An 18,038-nucleotide genomic window follows, 5' to 3' on the forward strand; every position below is an offset into this window, starting at 1 on the left:
GAGGCTCCCCCGACCGGCGTCCCCGGCGCCGCCGTGGGCGAGGTCCTGTCCTCCGGCGCCCCGGACGGCGACCCCGCCACCGCCTGGATGCGCCGGCGCGACTCCTACGGCCTCGTCTCCCCCGGCAACCGCCGCCGCTTCCACGTCGTGGTGGTGGGCACGGGTCTGGCCGGAGCGGGTGCGGCGGCCGCCCTCGGCGAGCTCGGCTACCGCGTCACCGCCTTCACCTACCACGACGCACCCCGCCGGGCGCACTCCGTGGCCGCCCAGGGCGGGATCAACGCCGCCCGCGCCCGGCGCGTGGACGGCGACTCCCTGCGCCGCTTCGTCGCGGACACGATCAAGGGCGGCGACTTCCGCGGCCGCGAGGCCGAGGCGTTCCGGCTCGGCGAGGAGTCGGTCCGCGTCATCGACCACTTCTCGGCGATCGGCACGCCGTTCGCCCGCGAGTACGGCGGCGTCCTGGCCACCCGCTCGTTCGGCGGCGTCCAGGTCTCGCGCACCTACTACTCGCGGGGCCAGACCGGCCAGCAACTGCAGATCGCCGGCGCCCAGGCTCTCCAGCGCCAGATCCGGGAGGGCACCGTGCGGCTGCACACGCGGCACGAGGTGCTCGACCTCGTCGTCGACGACACCGGCTGCCACGGTGTGGTGGTCCGGGACCTCGTCACCGGCCACATCCGCGCCGAGACCGCACACGCAGTCGTGTTGGCCACGGGCGGTTACGGCAACGTCTTCCACGACTCCACGCTGGCGGTCAACTCCAACGCCTCCGCCGTGTGGCGAGCCCACCAGCGGGGCGCGCTGCTCGCCTCGCCGTCGTTCGTGCAGTTCCACCCCACGGCCCTGCCCAAGGACTCGCAGTGGCAGGCCAAGACGATCCTCATGAGCGAGTCGCTGCGCAACGACGGTCGGATCTGGGTGCCGGCGCGCGACGGCGACGACCGCGCCCCGGGTGACATCCCGGACACCGAGCGGGACTTCTTTCTCGAACGCCGCTACCCGGCGTTCGGCAACCTCGTCCCCCGCGACGTCGCCTCGCGCGCCATCACCGCGGAGATCCGGGCCGGCCGCGGCGTCGGTCCGCGCCGCAACTCGGTCTACCTGGACTTCCGGGACGCCCTGGCCCGCGACGGCCGCGAGAAGATCACCGCCCGCTACGGCAACCTCTTCGAGATGTACGCCCACGCCACCGGAGAGGACCCGTACACCGTCCCCATGCGTATCGCCCCCACCTGCCACTTCACGATGGGCGGCCTGTGGTCCGACTACGACCTGCAGACGTCGATCCCCGGCCTGTTCGTGGGCGGCGAGTGCGGCTGGGCGTACCACGGCGCCAACCGGCTCGGCGCCAACTCGCTGCTCAGCGCGAGCGTGGACGGGTGGTTCACGCTCCCCTACTCGGTGCCCGGTCACCTGGCCACCCGGCTCGGGGAGGCGCTCCCGGCCCACGACGACGACGTGGTCGTCGAGGCCGTGAACCGTGCCCGGGCGCGCGTGGACGCGCTGCTCGGGATCGGGGGCTCGACCGGCCCGGAGCACTTCCACCGCGAGCTCGGCGAGATCCTCTACGCCGGTTGTGGCGTGACCCGCACCGCCGAGGGGCTCACCGAGGCGATCGGGCGGATCCGGGACCTGCGCGAGCGGTTCTGGACGGACCTGCGCGTCACCGGCACCGGCGCCCACCTCAACCAGGTCCTCGAGTTAGCCGGCCGTGTGGCCGATTACCTGGAGCTCGCCGAGCTCATGTGTGTCGACGCCCTAGACCGCGAGGAGTCCTGCGGCGCCCACTTCCGCGACAAGTACCAGACCCCCGATGGCGAGGCGCAGCGACGAGACGAGACGTGGTGCTTCGCCTCCGCCTGGTCCTCGACCGGGGACGACCGGGGCGGACCGCGCACGTTCGCCCGCCACGCCGAACCGCTCGACTTCTCCGCCGTCGAACTCACCACGAGGGACTACCGATGAGACTGACGCTGCGCGTCTGGCGCCAGGCCGGACCGGACGACCCCGGCCGCTTCGCCGAGTACGAGGTGCCGGACGCCGAACCCGAGATGAGCGTGCTGGAACTTCTCGACGCCCTCAACAGCCGTCTGGTCGACGCCGGGGAGGAGCCGGTGGCGTTCGACTCGGACTGCCGCGAGGGCATCTGCGGTGCGTGCGGGGTCACCGTGGACGGCCGCCCGCACGGGGCCGCCGAGAACACCCCCTCATGCCACCAGCGCCTCAACGGCTACTCCGACGGCGACACCCTGCGCATCGAACCGCTGCGCGCGGCGGTGTTCCCCGTGGTTCGAGACCTCATGGTGGACCGCTCCGCGCTGGACCGCGTCCTCGAGGCCGGCGCCCACGTGTGGATCCCCTCCGGAACCGCGCCGGACGCCGACTCCACGCTGCAGGACCACGCCACCGCCGAGGTCGCACTCGACTTCGCCGCCTGTATCGGCTGCGGGGCCTGCGTCGCCGCCTGCCCCAACGGCTCGGCCAACCTCTTCGTGGGCGCCAAGCTGCGGCACCTGGCGCTCATGCCGGTCTCGAGCTTCGACCGCACGGCGCGGGCGCGCGCGATGGTCGAGGCATCCGAGGGCGAGTTCGGCCCGTGCTCGCTGTACGGCGAGTGCTCGCGGGTCTGCCCGGCCGGCATCCCGCTGCGCGCCATCGCCGGGGTCAACCGCGAGCGCCTCCGGGCGGTGTTCAAGCGGCGATGAGCCGCCGGTCCCGGATCGGTGCCCTCCTCGACCGCGTCCTCACCACGCGGCGGCTCGTGCGCGCCCCGGTCCCCCTCTACCGGGCCCACCTCGGCTGGCTGCTGGGCGCGAGGGTCCTCCTGCTCGAGCACACGGGGAGGGTCTCCGGCCGTCCCCGCACCGTGGTGCTCGAGGTGGTCGACCGACCCGCCCCCGGCGTCCTCCGGGTGGTCTCGGGCTTCGGCACCGGCGCGCAGTGGTACCGCAACCTCACGGCGGACCCGGACTGCCGGGTCTCGACGGGGTGGACCGACCGGCGGCCCGCCCGCGCCCACCGCGTCGACCCGGCGACCGCCGCCGAGACGTTCGACCGGTACCGGCAGGAACACCCGCGGGCGTGGTCCGTCCTCTCCGAGGTCCTCGGGGCCCACCTGCCGGAAGGGGCCGCCCTCGAGGAGGCGGTGCCCGTCGTCGACCTCGTCCTCACCCCCGGGACCCGCTCCGAACCCGCCCCTCTCGGCGCCCCGGCCCGCGCGCTCCTGGGGCCCGTCTCGCGGTCCGAGGCGACCGCCGTCCTCCTCGGGGCTGCGGCCCTCGCCGTCGTCGCCGGCGCCTCGGCACCTCCCGTGGGCCCGCTCCGCCGGGCCGCCCTGGGGCTCCTCGGGGCCGACATCGGGGGTGGCGCGGTGGCGTTCCACCTGCCGTCGACCCGCGCGGCGTACGCGGAGCGGTCCCGTGGCCTGCCCCGTGACCTCGTCTTTCCCGCGCTGCACGTCCACCCCGTCGCGATCGCGGCGCTCTCCGGCGCCGGGATCCGTCGGGGCCTTCTCCACCACGCCGCGATCGTGACGACCGCGGCGGCACTCCACGCGGTCCCCGCCGGGGCGGCGCGATACGGATGGGCGGCCTCGGGGATCGCGGTCGCGCTGGACCGGCTCCTGCCGGGCGATTGCCTCCCCGGGTGGGTCGCGCCGGCGCTGTGGACCAAACTCGTCGCGGGAGAGGCGGCGGTCAGCGCATCCGCTGGGAGATGACCTTGGAGATGCCGTCGCCCTGCATGGACACGCCGTAGAGCACGTCCGCGACGTCCATCGTGGGCTTCTGGTGGGTGATCACGATGAGCTGGCTGGTCTCGCGCAGCTGCTCGAACAGGCCGATGAGGCGCCGGAGGTTGGTGTCGTCGAGCGCCGCCTCGACCTCGTCCATCACGTAGAACGGGCTGGGCCGGGCCTTGAAGATCGCCACGAGCATCGCCACCGCGGTGAGCGACTTCTCGCCGCCGGAGAGCAGCGAGAGCCGCTTGACCTTCTTGCCGGGCGGGCGGGCCTCGACCTCGATGCCGGTGGTGAGCATGTCCTCGGGGTCCGTGAGCACGAGCCGGCCCTCGCCTCCGGGGAACAGCGTGGCGAACACGCCCCGGAACTCCCGCTCGACGTCCACCCACGCCTCGGTGAAGATCTGCTCGATCCGCTCGTCGACGTCGTCGATCACGCCCTCGAGGTCCGCGCGGGCCTTCTTGACGTCGTCGAGCTGGGTGGACAGGAACGCGTACCGCTCCTCGAGGGCGGCGAACTCTTCGAGCGCGAGCGGGTTGACCTTGCCCAGGGTGGCCAGGTCCTTCTCCGCCCGCTTGAGGCGGCACTCCTGCTCGGCCCGGACGAACGGCATCGGCGGGGGCGGCGTCACGTCCTCTCCCCGGCCCCGGGCGGCCTCGTACTCCTCCATCTCGAGCGCGGACGGCGGCAGATCGATCTCGGGCCCGTACTCGGCCACGAGGGACTCCGGCTCGATCCCGTGCCGCTCGAGCACGGCGGCCTCGAGCTCGGACACCTTGACCTCGAGCTGGGCGCGCACGATCTCGTCCCGGTGTGCGGCGTCCCCGAGGCGTGTGACCTCGGCTTCCGCGGACGCGAGATCGGTGCGCAGTGCGGCGACCCGCGTCGTGGCCGCCGAGCGCGCGGTCGCGAGCCGGTCACGCTCGGAGCCGGCGGTGGTGATGAGTTCGTCGAGCCGGGAGAGCAGGCGGACGGCCAGCTCGTCGACCACCCCGGCCACCTCGGCGCCCCGGCGCCGGGCCGCGGCGGCCCGCGCGGCGCGGGCCCGGGAGTCGCGTTCGGCCTGTGCCGCCCGGCGCAGCGCCGCCGCCTTGCCGCGGACCCCGGTCGCTCGCTCCTCGGCGGAGCGATGCGCGAGCCGAGCCTCGAGCTCGGCGCTGCGGGCGGTCGCGACGGCGGCCTGGGCGTCCGCGCGGCCGTCGTCGGCGGGCAGCTCGGCCTCGTCCTCCGAGCCCGCACGGGCCAGGCGGTCGGCGAGGTCGGCGTGCTCGGCCCGGGCGGCGTCGAGCTTGTCCACCGCCATGCGCCGGGACTGCTCGAGGCGGCGGACGTCGGCCTCGGCGCGGCGTCGACGCTGGCCGATCCGGGCGAGCTCGGCGTAGATCTCCTCGATCGCGGCGTCGGACTCGGTGATCGCGGCGAGAGACTCCTCGAAGCGGTCCGCGCGCTCGACGTCCTCGGCTTCGGCGCCGGCGAGCTCGGCGCGGGTGGTCTCGATCTCGGCGCGCACGGCGTCCCGCTCGGCGGTGGCCGCGTCGATCGCGGACTGGATCTCCAGGCCGGTCCGGCCGGCGGCCGAGCCACCCACGGTCCATCCGGCGCCGGCGAGCTCTCCGTCGCGGGTCACCGCCCGCACCCGGCGGTCGGCCTCCACCTGCGCGTGAGCCGCGGCGAGATCGTCCACCACCACCACGTCCACGAGTAGCGCCGTCACCGGCCCCACGAGGTCCTCGGGAACGCGGACCACGTCCAGGGCCCAGCGGGCGCCGGCGACGAGGTCCACCTCGAGCCGGTAGTCGCCGCCCCCCGCGCCCCGTCCGACGAGGCCGGCGCGCCCGGCGTCGGCCTCGCGCAGCGCGGCGAGAACGGCCGAACGGTCCACCCCGGCGTCGACGACGACGGCGTCCACCGCCGGCCCCAGGGCCACGCCCACCGCGCGCTCCCAGCCGTCCTCGACGCCCAGCACCTCGCCGACCGTGCCGGCCACCGCGTCCGGGCCGAGGTGTCCGCGTACCCACTCCGCGCCGTCGCCGGCGCCCTTGTTCTGTTCGAGGGTCTCGATCCGGGCGGCGAGCCGGGCGATGCGCTGGTCGGCGTCGCGCTCCAGGTCCCGCAGTTCGGCGAGGCGCGCCCGGGCGGACAGGTGCGCCCGCTCGGCGCGGCCCAGGTGCTCGTCGAGGGTCCGCTCGCCCTCCGAGTGGGCACCGATGCGGGCGTGGACGGCGTCGAACTCGGCATAATTGGTGGCAACCGTCGCCCGGGCCGCCTCCGTCTCCGCGTCGACGCGCCCGATCTCGGCCTCGGTGGACTCGATCCGCGCGGCGAGGGTCTCGACCTTGCCCGCGAGCCGGGCCACGCCCTCGCGGCGGTCGGCGATCGCGCGCACGGCCTTGAGGTGCTCGGCCTCGAGGCCCGCCAGGGTCTCCTCGGCCGCGCTCAGCGCCTCGGTGGCCTCGCGCGCCGCGGCCGCGGCCTTCTCCACCTCGGCCGTGAGTTCCGCCTCGTGGGCGGCCGCCCGCTCGGCCTGGCGGTCCAGCTCCTCCGGGTCGGTGCCGTGGTGGACGGCCACCTCCTCGGCGAGCGAGCGCGCGCGGTCGGCGGCGATCCGGGCCGTGGCGCGGGCGCGCTCGGCGAGGGTGGACAGGGCGAACCAGCGCTGCTGGGCCGCGTCCGCCTCCGGGGTCAGCCGATCCAGCTCGGACTGCGTGGCGGCGACGGCCCGCGTGAGCTCGTCACGCCGGTCGGTGGCCTCGGCGACCTGATCGGCCAGGCGAGAGCGCACGCTCTCGGCGTCGGCGAGCTCGGTGCGGCGGCGCTCGAGGTCGTCGGCCGCCAGGCGCAGCGTCGCATCGCGCAGGTCGGCCTGGATCGTCTGGGCTCGCCGCGCCACCTCCGCCTGCCGCCCCAGGGGCTTGAGCTGGCGGCGCAGCTCGCCGGTGAGGTCGGTGAGCCGGTCCAGGTTGCCCTGCATCCCGGCGAGCTTGCGCTGGGCCTTCTCCTTGCGGCGCCGGTGCTTGAGGATGCCGGCGGCCTCCTCGATGAAGGCGCGGCGTTCCTCGGGCCGGGACTCGAGGATCTCCGAAAGCTTGCCCTGGCCCACGATGACGTGCATCTCGCGGCCGATGCCCGAGTCGGAGAGCAGCTCCTGCACGTCCATGAGGCGGGCACGGTCGCCGTTGATCTCGTACTCGGCGGCGCCGTCACGGAACATGCGCCGTGTGAGCGAGACCTCGGCGTAGTCGATCGGCAGCGCGCCGTCGGAGTTGTCCAGGGTGAGCGTGACCTCGGCCCGTCCGAGCGGGGCTTTGCCGGAGGTGCCGGCAAAGATGACGTCCTGCATTTTCCCGCCGCGCAGCGACTTGGCGCTGTGCTCACCCATCACCCAGGTCAGGGCGTCCACGACGTTGGATTTTCCGGAGCCGTTGGGGCCCACCACGCAGCAGATCCCGGGCTCGAACCTCAGGGTCGTGGGCGCCGCGAAGGACTTGAAGCCCTTGAGCGTCAGCGATTTGAGGTACACGGATGTCGATCCTAGGGCACCCCCGGTGTCGTTCCCGCGTGGCCGAGCGCGCGTCGGCGGCTACGGCGGCACGGTGTTGCGGTGGATCGACGTCGCCGCCACGTCCTGCGCGAGCCAGAAAGACCCAGCGTTACCTGTGACCAACCTCCTGGGCGGGAACACCTAGAGGTGGCGGATCCCCGCCTCGTGACCGTCGCCGGCCCGGATCGCCCCGGCGACCATGGCGGCCCACCGGTCGTCGAACCCCTCGCCGGCGCGCTCGCGTAGCGACACGAGCACCTCGAGCAGCTCGGCCATCCGCACCACGACGGGCTCGCCGCGGTCCGGGTCGGTGGGGATCACGCAGAGATCGAGGGTCTCCAGCGATGGCTCCCCCGGGGCCCCGGGGGTGAGGTAGTCCACGTCGAGGACACGGGTGTCGTAGCGGCGGTAGAAGCGATGACGGCGCTCGGCGTCCGCCTTCTCCTCCTCCGGCACCCGGTCGGGGTTCTCGATCTCCGCGTAGAGGTGGTCCACCACGTCGCGGTGTTCGGCGATCACGTGTGACAGCAGGCGCCCGCCTACTCCGCCGGACTGCGCCGTCGCGGCCACCGCGAGGTAGCCGAGCAGCCGGTGTCGATGTCCGTCGACGTGCTCGATCACCGCGCAGCCCACCGTCTCCCCGGCGGCCTCGGCGTGCCAGACGTCCATCACGCCCTCGCGGAACAGCCGCAGGTACTCGTCCGCGCCGACGAGCTCGGCGGGCGGGAAGGCCGGCTCGATGACGTGCGTGTAGCCGGCCGCGACCTCGCCGCGGGCGTGGATCCGCCGGATCGTCAGGTCGGTGCTCATCGCTCGACGAACCCCGTGAGGTCGCCGCGGGCGGGCTCCCAGATGTCGACGACGAGGTCGACGGTCCCCGGAGTCGAGTCACCGCGGAGCAGTGCCAGGAGCTCCCGGCACGCGCCCTCCATCCCCTCGGCCACCACGTGGACGCGCCCGTCGGGCTTGTTGGCGGCGTAGCCGGTCAGGCCCAGTTCGAGGGCGCGACTGCGCGTCCACCAGCGGAAGCCCACCCCCTGGACGTGGCCGTGGACCCAGGCCACCAGCCGGGCCGGAGCGGCGCCGTCGGTCGCGCTCATCGGGTGTCGAACCCCAGCTCGATCTCGGACCCCGCCGCGAGAGTCCGGCCGACCGTGCACGCCTTGTCCACGGAGCGCCGCACCATGGCGACCAGCCGCTCGGCGGCCTCGGGCTCCAGCCCGGACAGGTCGAGCTCGTAGGTCTCCTCGAGGCGGGGGTACACCTCGTTCTCACGGTCCGCGTCACCCGAGACCCGCACGGTGGCGGCGTAGTCGTCCCCGAGACGGCGGGCGACGGTGAAGTCCGACGCCATCCCGGTGCACGCCGCGAGGGCGATCTTGAGCAGCTCCCCGGGCGTGAAGACGCCCTCCACGTCCGCCGGGCCGATCTCGACCCGCGCCCCGCGCGAGGAGTGACCGACGTAGCGCCGCGTCCCCTTTCGCTCGACCCAGAGTTCGGTCGGACCCGGCACGCGCGCACCCGTTTCCGTCGCAGCACTGTCCATGGCCGTCATCGTACGGAGCCGCGCACAGCCCGCGGCGCGGCCCTCCGGCGGGGCGGGACCTGGCAACCGGGACAGAAGTGCGAGCCGCGGTTCATAAACTCCTCCCGGACCACCGGCGTGCCGCACCGCGCGCACGGCAGGCCGGCGCGGCCGTAGACGTCCAGCGACCGGTCGAAATAGCCGGAGGCCCCGTTGACGTTGACGTACAGCGCGTCGAAGGACGTGCCGCCGGCCGTGAGGGCGTCGGCCATCACATCCCGGGCGTGCCCGAGGACGCCCTCCACGGCGCGCAGCGTGAGCGCCGAGGCCCGCCGCCGGCCGTGGACCCCCGCGCGCCACAGGGCCTCGTCAGCGTAGATGTTGCCGATCCCCGAGACCAGCCGCTGGTCGAGCAGGAGCCGCTTGAGTTCGGAGTCGCGCCGCCGGATCGCCCGGGCCGTCGCGCGGGCGTCGTAGGCGGGGTCGAAGGGGTCGGCGCCGATGTGGGCTGCCGGGGCCGGCAGGAGCGTGCCGGTGCCGTCGAGCGCCTCGACGAGCGGCACGACGGTCCACCCGCCGAAGGTCCTCTGGTCCACGAACCGCAGGTCGTTGCCGTCATCCAGGAGCGCCCGCGCGTGCAGATGCGGCGGCCGGGGCGCGTCGCGGGCGGTGACGAGCATCTGCCCGCTCATCCCCAGGTGGACGAGCAGGCAGTCCGCGCCCGGAGCCTCGTCGGCGTCGAGCGTCAGCCACAGGTACTTGCCGCGGCGCCGGGCCCCGCCGACGCGGCGGCCCTCGAGGCGGGCGACGAGCTCGGCGGGCCCGCCGGGCTGCCGCCGGGCGGTGCGCACGCCCGTCACCTCCGCCGCGACGATCCGGCGGCCCACGACGTGGGCGTCCAGTCCGCGGCGGACCACCTCGACCTCGGGCAGCTCCGGCACGTCAGCCCGCCGCGGGGCCGGCCCGCCCGTCCAGGGCCGCCCACGCCTGCTCGGCGGCCTTCTGCTCGGCCTCCTTCTTGGTGCGGCCGGTCCCGGCCCCGAGCGGTTCGTCGCCGACGAGCGCGGTGGCCGCGAAGGTCTTGTCGTGGTCGGGGCCGGTCGAGGTGATCTCGTACCGGGCCCGGTCGCAGCCCAGCTCGGAGCACTTCTCCTGCAGGCTCGTCTTCCAGTCCAGGGCGGCGCCCAGCGTGGGCACCACGTGCAGCCGCTCGCCGACGATCCGCTCGATGAGCGTGCGCGAGACCTCGAGGCCGTGGGTGAGGTAGACGGCGCCGAACACGGCCTCGAGCGTGTCGGCGAGGATCGAGTGCTTGTCGCGGCCCCCGGTGAGCTCCTCCCCCCGGCCCAGCCGCAGGTGCGCGCCGAGGCCCCCGGGGCCGAGCTCTCGGGCGATGTCGGCGAGAACGTAGGTGTTGACCAGGCTGGCGCGGATCTTGGCCAGGTCGCCCTCCGGCCGCTCCGGGTGCGCGGCGTAGAGGTACTCGGTCACCACGAGTTCGAGCACGGCGTCGCCGAGGAACTCCAGGCGCTCGTTGTGCGGGACCCCGCCGTTCTCGTAGGAGTACGACCGGTGGGTCAGCGCCTGCGTCGCGAGGGGCTCGGGCAGCTCCACCCCGAGTGTCGCCACCAGGTCGGCGCGGGCTGCGCTCACCCCCGGTCCTCCCCGGCCGTGTCGCCCATCCCGAACTTCTCGGCCAGGCCGGCCCAGCGCGGGTCGATGCGGCCGCCCTCCTCGCCCGACACGCCGTCGGGGCGCGGTGTCGCGGGATCGACGCACTCCTCGCGGCCGTAGTCGGTGCAGGTCGGCGCGAGCGGGAAGTCGAGACCAAAGGCATCGACCAGGGCGGGCTCCAGGTCCAGCAGGTCGCCGTCGAGCAACCGGACGTCGTCGCTCTCCGCGGCGTCGGCGGCGGCCGCGCCGGGGTAGGCATACATCTCGGTGAGCTCGACCTCGACGGGCGCGGTGAACTCGCCCAGGCAGCGGGCGCACTCGACGGACGCGACGCCGGACACGTGCCCTGTCACCAGGACGCCCTCCTCGACGCAGGTCAGCAGGAGGTCCAGGGACACCTCGGACCCGGCGGGCAGGCGGATCAGCTCGACGCCGATCGCCTCGGCGAGCCGCTCGGCCCGCGTGACCTGCGAGACTGCTCCTGGCGTGCGGCCGAGACTGCGGGTGTCGAGGACGAGCGAATCGTCCGCGGGGCGGCCGTTGCGCGGGGTGTGGGAGGTGGTGGACACGCCCAGCAGACTACCCGTCGGGGTCAGTACTCCCCGTAGCCGTCGCCGTAGTGGTCGTCCTCGCGCACGGCACGCCGGCCGCCGGCCTCACGACGGGCGAGCGACGGCCCCGCGTGCAGCTCGTCCCGGCCCCGCGCGACCGTGCGGATGGTGGAGCCGAGGAACTCCTCGAAGCGGCCCATCTTGTCGTCGATGTACGCGTCGCACTCCTCGCGCCGCCGCTCGCTCTCGGCATGGGCGGCGTCGCGGACCCGGGTGGCCTCCTCGTCCGCGATCCGTACGACCTCGGACTCGGCGAGCATGCGCTGCTGCTCCTGGCGGGCCTCGGTGATCGTGTTGTCGTAGGTGAGGTTGGCCTGCTCGACCAGGCGCTCGGCCTCGGCCCGGGCGCGGATCGTGGTGGACTCGGCCTCTCGACGGGCGCGGTCGAGCAGCTCGGCGGCCTCCGCGCGGGCGTCGCCCACGATGCCGTCGGCGTGGCCGGTGGCCTCGGCCACCATGCGGTCGGCGCGGGACTTGGCGTCGGCGAGCATGGCGTCGGCGTCCTCGCGGGCCTCGCGCAGGGTGCGCTCGGCCTCGGCATCGGCGCGGCCGACGGTGTCGCGGGCGGCGGCGTCGGCCTCGGCCAGGACCCGGTCGCGCTGGTCCAGCACGTCCTGGGCGTCGTCGAGCTCACCGGGGAACGAATCGCGGATGTCGTCGAGCAGGAGCAGCGACTCGTGCCTGGGGACCACGCAGTTCGCGGTCATCGGCAGGCTGCGGGCGTCCTCGATCATCGCGTTGAGCTCGTCGAGGGCTTGGAAGACTCGGTACACGCTCGTCCCTTCGCCAGTTCGTCACACGTGCCCCACCAGTGTGCCCTTTCCACAGGGGCGGCGGTCGGTGCGGCGGCGGTGTGTCCGCCGATCCCGCCTCAGGTCAGGCGCTCGCGCAGCGCCTCGGCCACGGGGGGCGGGAGCAGGTGCGAGACGTCGCCGCCGAGGCGCGTGACCTCGCGGCACAGCGACGACGACACGAACGACAGGTCCGAGCGAGTGGGCAGGAACACCGTGTCCACGCCCGAGATGGACCGGTTCATGTGGGCCATCGGCAGCTCGTAGTCGTAGTCTGTGGAGTCGCGCAGGCCCTTGACCACCGCGGTCGCCCCCACGTCGCGGCAGTAGTCCACGAGGAGCCCGTAGAAGCTGTCCACGCGCACGCCCGGGATGCCGCCGCAGACCTCCTCGATCATCGCCGTGCGCTCGTCGATCGTGAAGGTCCCCTGCTTGTTGGGATTGGCCACCACGCAGACGATCACGTCGTCGAAGAGCTCCGCTGCGCGGCGCACGATGTCGAGGTGCCCGAGGGTCACGGGGTCGAAGGAGCCGGGGCACACGACGGTCGTCATGGGCCGAACGTATCAATCAGCGGGCTCGGCCCCGGTGACGACAGGCCGCGCCATCTCGACGGCGGTGTCGCCATAGGTCCGCGCGAACTCCACCTCGAGGCCGTCCGGCCACCGGACCTCAGGGTCGCGCACGGAGCGCTCCCACACGACGAGCGCGTCCCCGGTCAGCCAGCCGCCGGAGAGCAGGGCTTCGAGCACGGGCGCGTCCAGTGCGGCGGAACTCTCGTACGGCGGGTCCGCCAGCACGAGGTCGAAGCCGCCGGACAGCGGGCACTGCCCGGCCACCGCCATCGGCAGCGCTCCCCGCCGCACCACCACCTCGACACCGGGTGCGGCGGCCGCCAGGTCGCGGGTGTTGCCGCGGAGGCAGGCCACGGCCTTGGCTCCCTCCTCCACGAACCACGCCGTGCCCGCGCCGCGCGAGACGGCCTCGAGGCCGAGCGCCCCGGAGCCTGCGAACAGGTCGAGCACGGCGGCGCCGTCGAGGTCCACACGGGCGTCGATCGCGCTGAACAGGGCCTCGCGCACGCGGTCCGACGTGGGCCGGGTACCGGAGGCCGGGACCCGGAGCGTGCGGCCGCGCAGACGGCCGGAGATGATGCGGGGCATGGGTTCTCCTCGCCGTCAGGACCGGAACAGGTAGTCGGAGGACTCGTCGCCGGCCAACCGTGCCACCCGCTCGGAGAGCGCCGGGTGGGCGTCGAGGCCCGGGTCCTCGTCCAGGATCTCCTCCGCGTGCCGCCGGGCGATCTCGATGAGCTCGCCGTCGTCGACCACCGAGAGCAAGCGCAGCGCCGAGAGCGCCCCGGACTGGGCGTCGCCGAGCACGTCGCCCTCGCGGCGCTGCTCCAGGTCGAGCCGGGCCAGCGCGAAACCGTCCGTCGTCGCGGCCACCGCCCTCAGCCGCTCCATGGCCCTGCCGTCCTCCGGGGCGGTGGTGACGAGCAGGCACAGCCCCGGCAGGCCGCCCCGGCCCACCCGGCCGCGGAGCTGGTGCAACTGGCTCACGCCGAAGCGATCGGCGTCCATCACCACCATGACGGTGGCCTCCGGCACGTCGACGCCCACCTCGATCACGGTCGTGGAGACGAGCACGTCGAGTTCCCCGGCCGCGAAGCCGGCCATCGCGGCGTCCTTCTCCTCCGGCGGCAGGCGTCCGTGCATGAGGCCCACCCGGAGCCCGACCAGCGGGCCCGCGGCGAGCTGTGCGTGTAGGTCCACAGCCGCGACGAGGGGCGGCCGTCCGTCCAGGTCCACTCCGTCGTCCGGGCCGCCGTCGGCCTCGTCACCGGTGTCGGCGTCGATACGCGAGCACACGATGTACGCGCGGCGCCCGGCCTCGACCTCCTCCCGCACGCGCTCCCACGCCCGCTGCAGCCACCGGGGCTTGGCGTGGGCCGGCACGACGGACGTGGAGATGGGGCGCCGCCCTCCGGGCAGCTCCGCGAGTTCCGAGACCTCGAGGTCGCCGAAGACGGTCATGGCGATGGTCCGCGGGATCGGGGTGGCGGTCATGACGAGCAGGTGGGGCACCAGACCGTCACGCCCCTTGCCGCGGAGCCGGTCCCGCTGCCGCACGCCGAAGCGGTGCTGCTCGTCCACCACCACCAGGCCGAGGTCGAAGAAGTCCACGGAGTCCTGGATCACCGCGTGGGTGCCCACGACGATCCCGGCCTCCCCCGTGACGATGCCGAGCAGGGCCTCCCGGCGTGCGGTCGTGGACATGGAGCCGGTGAGCAGGACCACGCGGGTGGCCTGCTCGGCAGCCCCGAGCCGGCCCGCGGCGCCGAGGTCACCGAGCATCGCGACGAGCGAGCGGTGATGCTGGATCGCCAGCACCTCGGTGGGGGCGAGCAGCACGCACTGGCGCCCGGTGTCCACCACCTGGAGCATCGCCAGCAGCGCGACCACCGTCTTGCCCGAGCCCACCTCGCCCTGCAGCAGGCGGTTCATCGGCTCGTCCGTGGCCAGGTCGGCCGTGATGTCGGCGAGCACCTCGCGCTGGCCGGTCGTGAGCGTGAAGGGCAGCCGCGCCTCCAGCTCCGCGCGGACCCCGGACGCGACCGGCGGGCAGGCGGGGCCGGGGTCGCGGGCCGCGAACCGCCGCCGCGCCCCCAGGAGGATCTGCAGGGAGATGGCCTCGTCGAACCGCAGCCGGTACCCGGCCGCGTCCTTCTCCGCCACCGTGTCGGGCAGGTGGGCCTTGCGCAGCGCGTCGTCGAGGTCCATGAGCCCGGCAGCGGCGCGGACGGTGGGGTCCAGGGGGTCGACGACGGGGACGAGCGCCCGCAGTACCGTGACCACCGCTCCGAGGATCTCCCACGACGTCACGCCCTGCTTGGTCGGGTAGATCGGCAGGAGCGGCCGGTCGAACAGGCTGGGCCCGCCCTCGGCGGTCAACTCCGCCGACAGGCGGGCGAGCGCGGCGAGGTTGCCCGACCCCCGCAGTTCCCCGCGCGCGCCGGACACCGGGCGCAGGACCAGGAACTCGGGGTGCTTGAGCTGCAGGCTCCGCCCGTACCAGGAGACGTTGCCGTCGAACATCGCCACCGTGCCCACCGGGAGGACGAACTTGATCCCCCGCGAGTAGAAGAAGACCACCTTGAAGGTGGTCCCCCCGTCTTCCACCGTGAGGGTGGTGAGCTCGCCCCGCCGTTTGCTGGTCCTTGACGAGATCTCCCGCGTACTGGACGAGAGCACCTCGCCGACGATGGTCACGCGCTCGCCGTCGACGAGCTCCCTGCGGTCGTACCGCTGGCCGTGCTGCCGGTACCGACGCGGCAGGGTGTGGAGGAGCTCGCCCACCGTCTCGTGGCCGAAGGCGGTGGTGATCCGCGTGGCCAGGTCGTCGTCGAGGACCTCGGCCAGCGGCGTGTCCGTAGTGGCCAGCGGGGTCATTCGACCCCGACGTGGGCGAGCACCTGCCCGGGCCCCGCCGCGTAGCCCACCACCTCGATGTCCGGGTGGGAGCGACGAAGGCGCTCGAGCACCGCCCCGGTCTCCGCGGCGCCGTACTCGTGCCCGAGGAGCACGGTGACGAGCTCGCCGCCCGACGAGAGCAGGCGCCCGGCGAGGAGACACACCGCGTCCACGAGGTCCGTCCCGATGAGCGCAACGTCGTGGCCCACCATGCCGAGCAGGTCGCCCGGCGAGCAGCGCCCGACGAGCGTGAGGGCCTCCCGGTCGGCGCGGACCAGGTGCGCGTGCCGGGTGGCCGCTGCGGCGTCGGCCATTCCGAAACCGTCCACCGACAGCGTGGTGCCCGGGTCGTGCACCGCGAGCGCGGACAGCCCCTGGACGACGGACCCGGTCGGCAGGATGAGCACGCGGCGGTCGCCGTCGCGCAGCGCCGCGTCGAGCGCGACGATCTGGGACCGCGACAGCTGGCCGTTGGGCAGGACCACGAGCTCGTCGGCGATCACCTCGAGCACCGACTGGACCGCGCCGTCCCCGCCGGGCCCGGGGCTGACGACCCGGGCACCGGCCTCCACGAACAGGTCCGCGAGCGGCCCGGTCGGATCGGAAACGACCGCCACCACGACCCGCTCGGGTGGCGCTGCCTCGGGCTGCGGGGCCGAGCCGGCGTCGGTCGCGCCGCACGTGCCGTGGCCGTGACGGTGGCCGCGGCGCGCCTCGGACGTGTGTACGCCCTCCGGATCCAGCATGTCGGTCACCCGGATCTCGGAGACCCGGCCGAGGCTCAGCGCCACCTCGATGGCCGGCCCCACCTCGTCGGTGTGCACGTGGACGGCCCAGCGGGCGGTGTCGCCGGTTCCGCCGTCGCCCACCACCACGACGCTGTCGCCCAGGGTGCGCAGGCCGCTCCGGAGCTCGTCGGCCCGCGCGTCGTCGGAGTGGGTGAGCGAGTACATGACCTCGAAGCGGGTCTCTGCCAACGCGGCGTGCTCGCCGGTGGGCTCCCGCTGCTCCTCCGCGGCCGGCGGCACGGCCGGCGGCGCATAGACCGGGCGCTCGGGCACCTCGCCCGTCAGGACCTCCACCATGGTGTCGAAGAGCACGAGCAGTCCGCGGCCGCCAGCGTCCACGACCCCGGCGCGGCCCAGGACGGGAAGCTGCGACGGGGTGCGGTCGAGTGCCTCCGCGGCGGCGTCGGCCGCCGCGCGCGCCACCTCGACGAGCGATGACGCCGAGGACCTCGCCGCCCCGGAGGCGGCCTCCCGGAGCACCGTGACGATGGTGCCCTCGATCGGTTCGCTGATCGCGTTGTCGACGAGGGTGACGGCCGTGCGCAGCGCGCGGCGGAAGGTCACCGCGTCCACCACGGTGAACGTGGCGGCCTCTCCCACCGCTCGCAGCACCTGCGAGAGGATGACGCCTGAATTCCCGCGCGCGCCGTGCACCGCGCCGTGACCGAGCGCCACCGCGATCTCCCGGGCGCCCGTGGTCCCGCCGCCCTCGGACGTCCACGCCTCCTCACCCTCCGCCTGGTCGACGGCCGCCCGCATCGTGTGCAGCAGGTTGGTCCCCGTGTCCGCGTCCGGGACGGGGAAGACGTTGAGCGAGTTGATCTCCTCGCGGTGCTGGCCGAGCCGCTCGACGCAGCGTCGCGCCCAGTCCAGGAGTCCGCGGGCGTCGAGGGAGGCGGGGCGTTCCTCGACACGGGTGCCCGGTTCGCTCATCATCGCCTCCTCCCGCTCGACCCGACCGGCGTGGCGCCGCCGCGGATGTGTGCGGCCAAGCCTAGTACCGCCGTCCGACACTAGTACCCTCGTCCTTCGACAACCGTCGAACCGGCCGGGACGGCCGGACGCACCCCCGGGAGCCCTCATGACCTCCGACCTCGCCGACACCCCGCTCGTCTCGCTCGCCGACGGTGTGCTCACCCTGCCGATCTCCCTCGACGGCAAGGGCAACTCCCTCGACGCCGACGCGGTCGCACAGGCCGACGCCGCCGTCGCCGCCCTGCTCGCCGGCGAGCTCGACGCCGGGGCGATCCTCCTCGTGGGACTCGGCAAGAACTTCTGCGCGGGGGGCAACGTCGCCGGGTTCGCGGGCGCCGAGGACCGCTCCGAGCACGTGCGGGACCTGGCCGACCTTCTCCACGGCCTGGTGCGCAAGCTCGACCGGGTCGAGGTGCCCGTGGTGGCCGCGGCCGCCGGGTGGGCCGCCGGCGCAGGTCTCTCAATGGTCCTGCTCGCCGACTTCTCGGTGGGCGGTCCGGACACCCGCCTCCTCGCCGCCTACCCCGGGATCGGCCTCACCCCGGACGGCGGCATGTCCTGGCTCCTACCGCGGGCGATCGGCCCCGTCGCCGCCCGCGCCTTCATCCTGGGCAACGAGCCGGTCGACGGCCGTCGCGCGTACGAGATCGGGATGATCACGACATTCGTCGAGGGCGACGTTCCCCAGGCCGCCCGCGATCTGGCCGCACGCCTGGCGGCGGGCCCGCGGGACGCGCTCACGGCGGCCAAGCGCCTGCTGCGGGAGTCCGAGACCGCCACGCTGTCCGACCACCTCGACGCCGAGCGCGACTCGATCGCGGCGATGGCCTCGCACCCGGACGGGATCGAGGGCGTCGACGCGTTTGTGGCCAAGCGCACCCCGCGCTTCGGCGGCGCCTGACGCGGCGGTCGTCGCCC

Annotated in this window: 16 protein-coding genes; 4 read left to right on the top strand and 12 right to left on the bottom strand. The window is 74.2% G+C overall.

Going from position 1 to position 18,038, the window contains the following annotated elements; genetic code table 11:
• The first annotated feature begins 33 nt into the window (after positions 1–33).
• The 3 genes from ACH0BZ_RS03885 to ACH0BZ_RS03895 are packed head-to-tail and all read left to right on the top strand — an operon-like array spanning position 34 to position 3,721.
• Entirely contained in the window at positions 34–1,968 is a 1,935-nt protein-coding gene (locus tag ACH0BZ_RS03885; protein ID WP_406896790.1) for a fumarate reductase/succinate dehydrogenase flavoprotein subunit, read from the top strand.
• Positions 1,965–2,708, top strand: a complete 744-nt coding sequence (locus tag ACH0BZ_RS03890) for a succinate dehydrogenase/fumarate reductase iron-sulfur subunit (protein ID WP_406896643.1) — start codon at positions 1,965–1,967, stop codon at positions 2,706–2,708. Before ACH0BZ_RS03885 ends, ACH0BZ_RS03890 begins: the two co-directional genes overlap by 4 nt.
• Positions 2,705–3,721: a nitroreductase family deazaflavin-dependent oxidoreductase gene (locus ACH0BZ_RS03895; protein WP_406896644.1), complete on the top strand. Its 1,017-nt coding sequence runs from the start codon at positions 2,705–2,707 to the stop codon at positions 3,719–3,721. Before ACH0BZ_RS03890 ends, ACH0BZ_RS03895 begins: the two co-directional genes overlap by 4 nt.
• Here ACH0BZ_RS03895 and smc read toward each other — a convergent pair.
• The 12 genes from smc to ACH0BZ_RS03955 all read right to left on the bottom strand — a co-directional run bounded on the left by smc (position 3,699) and on the right by ACH0BZ_RS03955 (position 17,078).
• A complete protein-coding gene (gene smc, locus ACH0BZ_RS03900) occupies positions 3,699–7,262 on the bottom strand; it encodes a chromosome segregation protein SMC (RefSeq protein WP_406896645.1) in 3,564 nt (1,187 codons plus the stop codon). The genes ACH0BZ_RS03895 and smc overlap by 23 nt on opposite strands.
• A 162-nt stretch (positions 7,263–7,424) precedes the next feature.
• The gene (locus tag ACH0BZ_RS03905) at positions 7,425–8,093 is read right to left on the bottom strand and encodes a GNAT family N-acetyltransferase (protein WP_406896646.1); all 669 of its coding nucleotides are present in this window, start codon (positions 8,091–8,093) and stop codon (positions 7,425–7,427) included.
• Positions 8,090–8,383 (bottom strand): acylphosphatase, encoded by a 294-nt coding sequence (locus ACH0BZ_RS03910; RefSeq protein WP_406896647.1) that lies wholly within the window; start codon positions 8,381–8,383, stop codon positions 8,090–8,092. Before ACH0BZ_RS03910 ends, ACH0BZ_RS03905 begins: the two co-directional genes overlap by 4 nt.
• Positions 8,380–8,829, bottom strand: a complete 450-nt coding sequence (locus ACH0BZ_RS03915) for an OsmC family protein (protein WP_406896648.1) — start codon at positions 8,827–8,829, stop codon at positions 8,380–8,382. Before ACH0BZ_RS03915 ends, ACH0BZ_RS03910 begins: the two co-directional genes overlap by 4 nt.
• A gap of 5 nt (positions 8,830–8,834) precedes the next feature.
• A complete protein-coding gene (gene mutM / locus ACH0BZ_RS03920; RefSeq protein ID WP_406896649.1) occupies positions 8,835–9,749 on the bottom strand; it encodes a bifunctional DNA-formamidopyrimidine glycosylase/DNA-(apurinic or apyrimidinic site) lyase in 915 nt (304 codons plus the stop codon).
• 1 nt (position 9,750) lies between these two features.
• Entirely contained in the window at positions 9,751–10,461 is a 711-nt protein-coding gene (rnc, locus tag ACH0BZ_RS03925; protein ID WP_406896650.1) for a ribonuclease III, read from the bottom strand.
• Positions 10,458–11,051: a YceD family protein gene (locus ACH0BZ_RS03930; RefSeq protein ID WP_406896651.1), complete on the bottom strand. Its 594-nt coding sequence runs from the start codon at positions 11,049–11,051 to the stop codon at positions 10,458–10,460. The genes rnc and ACH0BZ_RS03930 overlap by 4 nt, the downstream gene beginning before the upstream one ends.
• Positions 11,052–11,074: 23 nt before the next feature.
• A complete protein-coding gene (locus tag ACH0BZ_RS03935) occupies positions 11,075–11,866 on the bottom strand; it encodes a DivIVA domain-containing protein (protein WP_406896652.1) in 792 nt (263 codons plus the stop codon).
• A 98-nt stretch (positions 11,867–11,964) separates the two neighbouring features.
• A complete protein-coding gene (gene coaD / locus ACH0BZ_RS03940; RefSeq protein WP_406896653.1) occupies positions 11,965–12,438 on the bottom strand; it encodes a pantetheine-phosphate adenylyltransferase in 474 nt (157 codons plus the stop codon).
• Positions 12,439–12,450: 12 nt separating this feature from the next.
• Positions 12,451–13,047: a 16S rRNA (guanine(966)-N(2))-methyltransferase RsmD gene (gene rsmD / locus ACH0BZ_RS03945; protein ID WP_406896654.1), complete on the bottom strand. Its 597-nt coding sequence runs from the start codon at positions 13,045–13,047 to the stop codon at positions 12,451–12,453.
• A 15-nt stretch (positions 13,048–13,062) separates the two neighbouring features.
• On the bottom strand, positions 13,063–15,336 hold the full coding sequence (gene recG / locus ACH0BZ_RS03950; protein ID WP_406896655.1) for an ATP-dependent DNA helicase RecG: 2,274 nt from the start codon (positions 15,334–15,336) through the stop codon (positions 13,063–13,065).
• Positions 15,333–17,078 carry a DAK2 domain-containing protein gene (locus ACH0BZ_RS03955; RefSeq protein ID WP_406896656.1) on the bottom strand — a complete coding sequence of 582 codons (1,746 nt, stop codon included), beginning with the start codon at positions 17,076–17,078 and terminating at the stop codon, positions 15,333–15,335. Before ACH0BZ_RS03955 ends, recG begins: the two co-directional genes overlap by 4 nt.
• A 148-nt stretch (positions 17,079–17,226) precedes the next feature.
• Here ACH0BZ_RS03955 and ACH0BZ_RS03960 point away from each other — a divergent pair, with 148 nt between their 5' ends.
• The gene (locus tag ACH0BZ_RS03960) at positions 17,227–18,021 is read left to right on the top strand and encodes an enoyl-CoA hydratase/isomerase family protein (protein WP_406896657.1); all 795 of its coding nucleotides are present in this window, start codon (positions 17,227–17,229) and stop codon (positions 18,019–18,021) included.
• Positions 18,022–18,038: the final 17 nt, after the last annotated feature.

Source organism: Dietzia sp. 179-F 9C3 NHS (assembly GCF_045369825.1).
GTDB lineage: Bacteria > Actinomycetota > Actinomycetes > Mycobacteriales > Mycobacteriaceae > Dietzia.